Origin of the sequence: Anaplasma marginale str. Florida (assembly GCF_000215485.1) — a bacterium.
In the GTDB taxonomy this organism is placed as follows: Bacteria; Pseudomonadota; Alphaproteobacteria; order Rickettsiales; family Anaplasmataceae; genus Anaplasma; species Anaplasma marginale.
Window position 1 is genome coordinate 1 of the sequence record NZ_AFMS01000075.1, and the last position, 6,260, is coordinate 6,260.

Sequence of the window (6,260 nt, forward strand, 5' to 3'; positions counted from 1 at the left end):
TTGGGATGTCTGACATCACGATAGATTTGAGAAAAAAGTATTTGGGCCAACATCCCAAAAACGGCGGAAACCCGGCAGCTGAAACCATAGAGACGACCAACGCGAAAGCCACAAATGGGCTACTTCGGTGCATACCAGCAAGGCTTGCTAATTCAAACCCTTCATCATCGTACCTGAGGAGTACGGAAAAAATCCACGCATTTATCACCCAACTCGTCAACACGTAGTGGAAGATGGCATACGAAGACGTGCCGTGCAAGACAACCACCGGCAGTACGTACCCGAGCTGCCCTATGTTGGAGTATGCGAGCAACCTCTTTATATTACTCTGCCGCAGAGCACCGAGCTCTCCAACAAGTGCGGACAACCCGGAAACGGAAATAATCCCATATAAAATGCTCTGTTGCAGTATCCCATTCTCCCCAACAATTCGGGCAAGCAGCAAAATCGCCGCAGATTTTGTCACTATAAGAAAGAACGCCATAGCCGCCATGGGAGACCCGTGATAGGTATCCACGGCCCACATGTGAAAGGGCACTACAGCAAGCTTGAAGAGCACGCCTACCAGTACAAACGCACACCCCAAAGTGGCCCCCAGCGAAGCTCGCCCTGCGAGAATCTCCTGCATTACATTGCATTCTAACCCCGTAGAGTACCCGTACACCAAGGAGATTCCATAAAGCATGATGCAAGACGAAAGGGCGCTCAAAATGAAGAACTTAAGCGCAGACTCAGACGCGCGCTCCGAGCTGCGATTAAAGCACACAAGAACACAAGATGACAGGCTGTTTAGCTCAAGCGAAATGTACAAAGAAAGAAAGTGGCCTGCCTGCACTAAAGTCATGGCACCCAGAGTTGCGAATAGCATGACTACAGAAAACTCGTAACGCACCTCCCTTCTCGCGCACAAAAACAGGAGGGAGGCTACAAACCCCGCAACACCTACTAGCATTCTGGAGATGCAAGTGTACCGAGTATGCAACACGAGGCCGTTAAACAGGTGAACGTCTTCAGCAACATGATCGGTAACACCTGACCACCAAGAGAGAACAACCACCACACCCATAGAAACCGCTGACAGCCTGTGTACCCAGCGCGCATCCACTACAATACCCAGCAATAGGGCAATCATCGCTGAGCCCAGAAGATAAAGCTCGGGCAGCATGTATAGCAGTTCTCTCCAGCACATACTCAGCCCCAGGAAGGTTGGAGTTTATGTAGAGGCACTAGTAAATGCTCTACGGCAGGCTTTAACATGGTAAGCAACGGCGCAGGAAAGACGCCAAGCACCAACACGAGGATAGCTAGGATCGCTAAAATAGCAAATTCTCCGGCGTTAATATCACCAAACTTGTCAGAACCCGCAGGAGCGGAACCCCAAACAACCTCTTTACACAGACGCAACATGTACGCAGCACTTAGTACCATACCTACGGCAAAACAAACAACCATTGGCCCGAATGACTTAAAAACTCCAAGCATTGACAAAAACTCCCCCATAAACCCGGAAGTACCAGGAATTCCTGCAGAAGCCATGCTGAAGAACACTATCATCGCGGAAAGCTTTGGCATCTTCGACGCCAACCCACGACACTCAGACATTTCCATGGTCCCCGTCCTGCTATATACCATGCCAACACACAGGAACAGCGCGGCGGATATTAGGCCATGACTCAGCATTTGATAGACCGCCCCAAGTATTCCGGCTTCATTCAAAGAAAACATCCCCGCGGCAACAAAGCTCATATGAGCAACGGAGGAATATGCTATGAGCATTTTCATATTGCGTTGCGCAAACGCCGTCAAAGATGCATAGATCAACGATATCGCACTCAAGCAGACCACAAATTTTGCAAAATGTGCACTAACTACCGGCAACATTTGGATGCAAAACCTCAAAAGCCCATATCCACCAAGTTTGATCAGCAACCCTGCAAGCAGCACGGATCCGGCAGTTGGCGCCTGCACATGCGCGCTCGGCAACCATGTATGGCAAGGAACCACCGGAAGTTTGACGGCAAACGCAACAAAACACAAAATCCAAAAGCATATCTGCCAGCGGAGGTGCACACTAGTCGCCAGCCCGATAGCAACATCATCGAATGACCCGGAAGTTGCGTTGGCAACAGCATCAATACACGCCACAGCCGCCAAAAACCCGACTGAAGCTGTGGCTGTGTATATAAGAAATTTAAATGCAGCACCCACCTTATCGCCGTGCCCCCAAAACCCGATCATGAAAAACATTGGAACCAAAGAGGCTTCGAAGAGAATAAAAAACCACAAGATGTCATGTGTGCAGAAAACAGCAATAACAAGACTCTCTAGTAAAAGCAGCAACGCAAAAAAGGAAGGAACGGTCGGCGCCCCGCCTGGACTAAAAACGCAAAAAAGTGAACATATGAGAAACAGGAAAGTGGACAGCACCGTCAATATCATGGATAGCGCATCCACGGAAAAAACTTGCCCCACCCATGATTGTGGAGCTATTCCTCCAACGAAATCACCCCCGCGCACCAGCGGCACAACGCTCATACAAAACACCACCAGCGTTACAACCACGGCGGCTGGACCCACAACCCTGGACATAGCACCACGCGAAAACGCCGCCAGACAGGACCCCAACGCCGGTATTAGGATCATCAGAAGAATCACCGTATTACAAAACCATATACCACCAACAGTGTAGCAGCTACCACCCCGGACAACATGACAAGAGCATAATCAAACGCGCGCCCGCTCTGCATCTTGACACTATACCTGGCGCATGTGCTCACAGCCCCAGTAATACCACCTAAGAGGAAATAATCAATCACTTTTTGGTCTACAACAACCCGAAAGGTCGTGGCTATCCTGTCCATCGGACGTACTAGCGCCAGGTCGTACAGCTCGTCAAAATAAAATTTATTCTTTAAAACCGTATGGACCGGCCCCACAAGCTTTCCCGGAAGAGCAATAATACAAAACCTATTGTGGTAGGCCACGTACAGTAATGCGCCAGCGATACCCAAGACTGCGGGAAGGAGAGAGAGCAGCAGCCCGCTGTTTTCATGCGCATGCACCCTTAGGCTACCATCCCAGAATGCACCTTCAGTAATACCCCAAAAACTCTTGAGCACCACACCAGAAAATACCGCCCCAACTGCTAGTATCAGCAGCGGGAACAGCATAATGCTACTGGATTCATGTATAGACGAAATCCGTTTTGCAGAAGAATTGTGAAACACTTTTAGCATCAGTCTGCACGAATACACGGAAGTAAGACAGGCAACTAAGTTTGTCACCATAAAGCCAACGCCGCTAGTGCTGCTACTTTCAATGATCAGCTCCTTGGAATAAAACCCAGCAAAAGGAAACACACCCATGAGTGATAGGGAGCCTATCCACATCAGCGCGTAGGTTAGTGGTATATCGCGCCAGCAATTCTTGCTCATATGTGTAATCCTCTGCTCACCAGCGTTAGAGTGGATTACGTTACCCGCGGCAAGGAACAGTAGAGACTTGAAAAGCGCGTGTGTCGCCAAGTGGAAAATCGCCAAGTGGTAGTTGGCAGTGCCGCACGCAACAAACATGTAGCCCAATTGGCTGCAAGTGGAATAGGCTATTATCTTCTTGATGTCTTCCTGCACAATCGCAACTAGCGCCGCAACTAGGCACGTTGCCAGACCTACCACCAGCACAACGTCCAGGGCAGCTTGCGATAGCTCAAAAATTGGCGAGCAACGCGCAATTAAAAACACACCTGCTGTCACCATGGTTGCTGCATGTATGAGTGCAGACGCGGGAGTGGGCCCCTCCATAGCATCTGGGAGCCACGTGTGGAGGCCAAGCTGGGCAGATTTCCCCATACACCCAAGAAACAGCAATATGCACGCAATACTTACAACTTGTATTTGATACCCAAAAACATTTACAACGCCGAAACCCGCTCCGTTTGAGATCTGCTCGAAAATTTCATCGAAACTCAGAGACCGAAACACATAAAAAATGGCCAACATACCACACAGAAAAAACAGATCTCCCACTCTGTTCACAACAAATGCTTTCATCGCCGATCTGTTTGCTGCATCTTTCTTGAACCAAAATCCTATCAGCAGATAAGAGCACAACCCAACGCCTTCCCAGCCAAAAAACAGCTGCACGAAATTTCCGCTGGTAACCAGGACCATCATGAAGAAAGTGAAGGCAGATAGGTAAGCGAGAAACCTGGTTCCACCGCTATCATTGCTCATATACCCTATCGAATACAAATGCACCATCAGCGAGACGGTAGTCACAACAACAAGCATTATGGCAGATAGTTTGTCGATGCAAATTGACCATACAATCGCCATCTCTCCAATCTGGAACCAGGGCATCACCTCAACACTGTAGCGCTGCTGTAGCGTAAGGAATAGGTACCAAGATAGTACGGCTGAACAAAATACGCACGAAGAGATCACGCCGGCAGATAAAAACCTGCTGCGCCCCATAGCCTGTCCGATAATAGCCCCAATTAGGGGAAGCGTAACACAGAGAAACTCGACACTAAACATACAACTACCACAGGACACGGACTATACGGCAGCCCTCACCCCCAAATGTACCATGCACCAAAACGTGCACCTTTGCCACCTTTAACTACATCTTTAACGAACTCGCCTCACTGAGGTCAATATCCCCAACATTTCTGAAATGCGCCAACATCACCGCCAGGCCCACAGCAGATTTCGCAGCCGCAACAGCGAGTATGAACACCGCAAAAGTCTGCCCCTGAATGTCCCCCTTATAGGCGGAAAAGGCCACAAAATTCACATTCACAGCCAGCAACATGAGCTCTAGGGAAAGCAAAACGTTGATCGCACTCTTTCGCCCTATCACTATGCCACAAGCACCAATGACAAACAAAGCAGCCGCAAGCACCAAAAAGTGATCCAGGGACAAGCCGGCATTGACTAAAAACTCCATACCACCTCCCCTACGTGGAGCGAATCAACCAACCTCAGCATAAACGATTCAGTCCGCATCAGAAACGCCCACACCTACTTCAGGTGAAAGTAACTTGATCCTAGATGATCTCCCAACCTGCTGGCCAACATCCTGCTTCAGGGACCGACCACTGCTCCCCCCGACTATCAAAATTAGGCTGCCAACCCCGGCAATGAGTAACAAAACCCCGGCCAGCTGGAACGCATAAGCGTATTCAGTGTAAAGCTGCAAGCCTATAAGGAACACGTTATCCACGCTGCCGAACCCACTGCCAGAACCATCGACTGCAGAGGACTTGGCATGAAAAACCGAGTATACCATGCAGCCAAAAAACAAAAACATGCACGCAACTCCAAGCGGATAGTGCTTGACCAAGCCGTGTCTGGACCCCACTCGACTGATATCCAGCATCATCACAACAAACAAGAAAAGTACGGCAACCGCCCCTACGTACACTATGACGAGCAGCATGGCCACCAGCTCTGCCCCCAACATGATAAACACGGCACTGGAGACAAAAAAAGTCAAAATCAAGCTCAAAACCGAGTATACCGGGTTTGGCAACAGGACAACACCTACAGCAGACAGTACCGCCACTCCCGCAAAGCAGAAGAACAAAAAGCTGAGCACCGACCCCTCACAGTGACAACATTAGGGATGATAGCACAACAGCGCGCAGGTGCAAGTTCATTCGTCCCAACCCATCGGCGATTTACACACAAAAGGCCCAGCTATGACACGATAACCCCAACAGCAGGGCTACAAGCACCATTTCAACTTGCAGTAAATAGAATACGCACGTGGTGCACCGCCCTCGTTCATGAAGCCGCGACCCGGCGCTTTTTCTTTCCCTTGTTACCAATCCGATCTTCAACCACGTGCCTGAAGTGGCGAAACAGGCCTTGTATAGGCCACACCGCAGCGTCCGCAAGCGCACAGATTGTATGGCCTTCAATCTGGGATGCAACGTCAAGCAGCTTGTCTATTTCGCCATCTTTTGCGGTCCCATCAACCATCTTCTTCATCATTCTCCACATCCATCCGGTGCCCTCCCGGCATGGAGTACATTGACCACATGACTCATGCATATAGAAGCGCGAAATTCGCTCAATTGCCTCCACCAAGTCTGTAGACTTATCCATCACTATCAGCCCGGCTGTACCGAGGCCAGATTGTACGGCCTTGAGGGAGTCAAAATCCATCAGCACATCGTCACAAACAGATTTGGGCAACATGGGAACAGACGAACCACCGGGTATGACAGCCAAGAGGTTATCCCAACCACCAATAAC

General features: G+C 49.7%; 6 protein-coding genes. All 6 read right to left on the reverse strand.

Features of this window, described 5'->3' with window-relative positions; all coding sequences use genetic code 11:
- On the reverse strand, nt 1–1,189 hold a 1,189-nt coding region (locus GAC_RS02045; RefSeq protein ID WP_037349247.1), incomplete at its 3' end, for an NADH-quinone oxidoreductase subunit N.
- Between the two features lie 2 nt (nt 1,190–1,191).
- Complete coding sequence (locus tag GAC_RS02050) at nt 1,192–2,655, reverse strand: complex I subunit 4 family protein (protein WP_010267790.1); 1,464 nt, start codon at nt 2,653–2,655, stop codon at nt 1,192–1,194.
- Entirely contained in the window at nt 2,652–4,535 is a 1,884-nt protein-coding gene (gene nuoL / locus GAC_RS02055) for an NADH-quinone oxidoreductase subunit L (RefSeq protein ID WP_010264824.1), read from the reverse strand. The genes GAC_RS02050 and nuoL overlap by 4 nt, the downstream gene beginning before the upstream one ends.
- Nucleotides 4,536–4,620: 85 nt before the next feature.
- Nucleotides 4,621–4,947 carry an NADH-quinone oxidoreductase subunit NuoK gene (nuoK, locus tag GAC_RS02060; RefSeq protein WP_012658995.1) on the reverse strand — a complete coding sequence of 109 codons (327 nt, stop codon included), beginning with the start codon at nt 4,945–4,947 and terminating at the stop codon, nt 4,621–4,623.
- A gap of 48 nt (nt 4,948–4,995) precedes the next feature.
- The gene (locus tag GAC_RS02065) at nt 4,996–5,598 is read right to left on the reverse strand and encodes an NADH-quinone oxidoreductase subunit J (RefSeq protein ID WP_010264832.1); all 603 of its coding nucleotides are present in this window, start codon (nt 5,596–5,598) and stop codon (nt 4,996–4,998) included.
- A gap of 188 nt (nt 5,599–5,786) precedes the next feature.
- The coding region (locus GAC_RS02070) for an NADH-ubiquinone oxidoreductase-F iron-sulfur binding region domain-containing protein (protein ID WP_037349250.1) at nt 5,787–6,260 on the reverse strand (474 nt) is incomplete at its 5' end.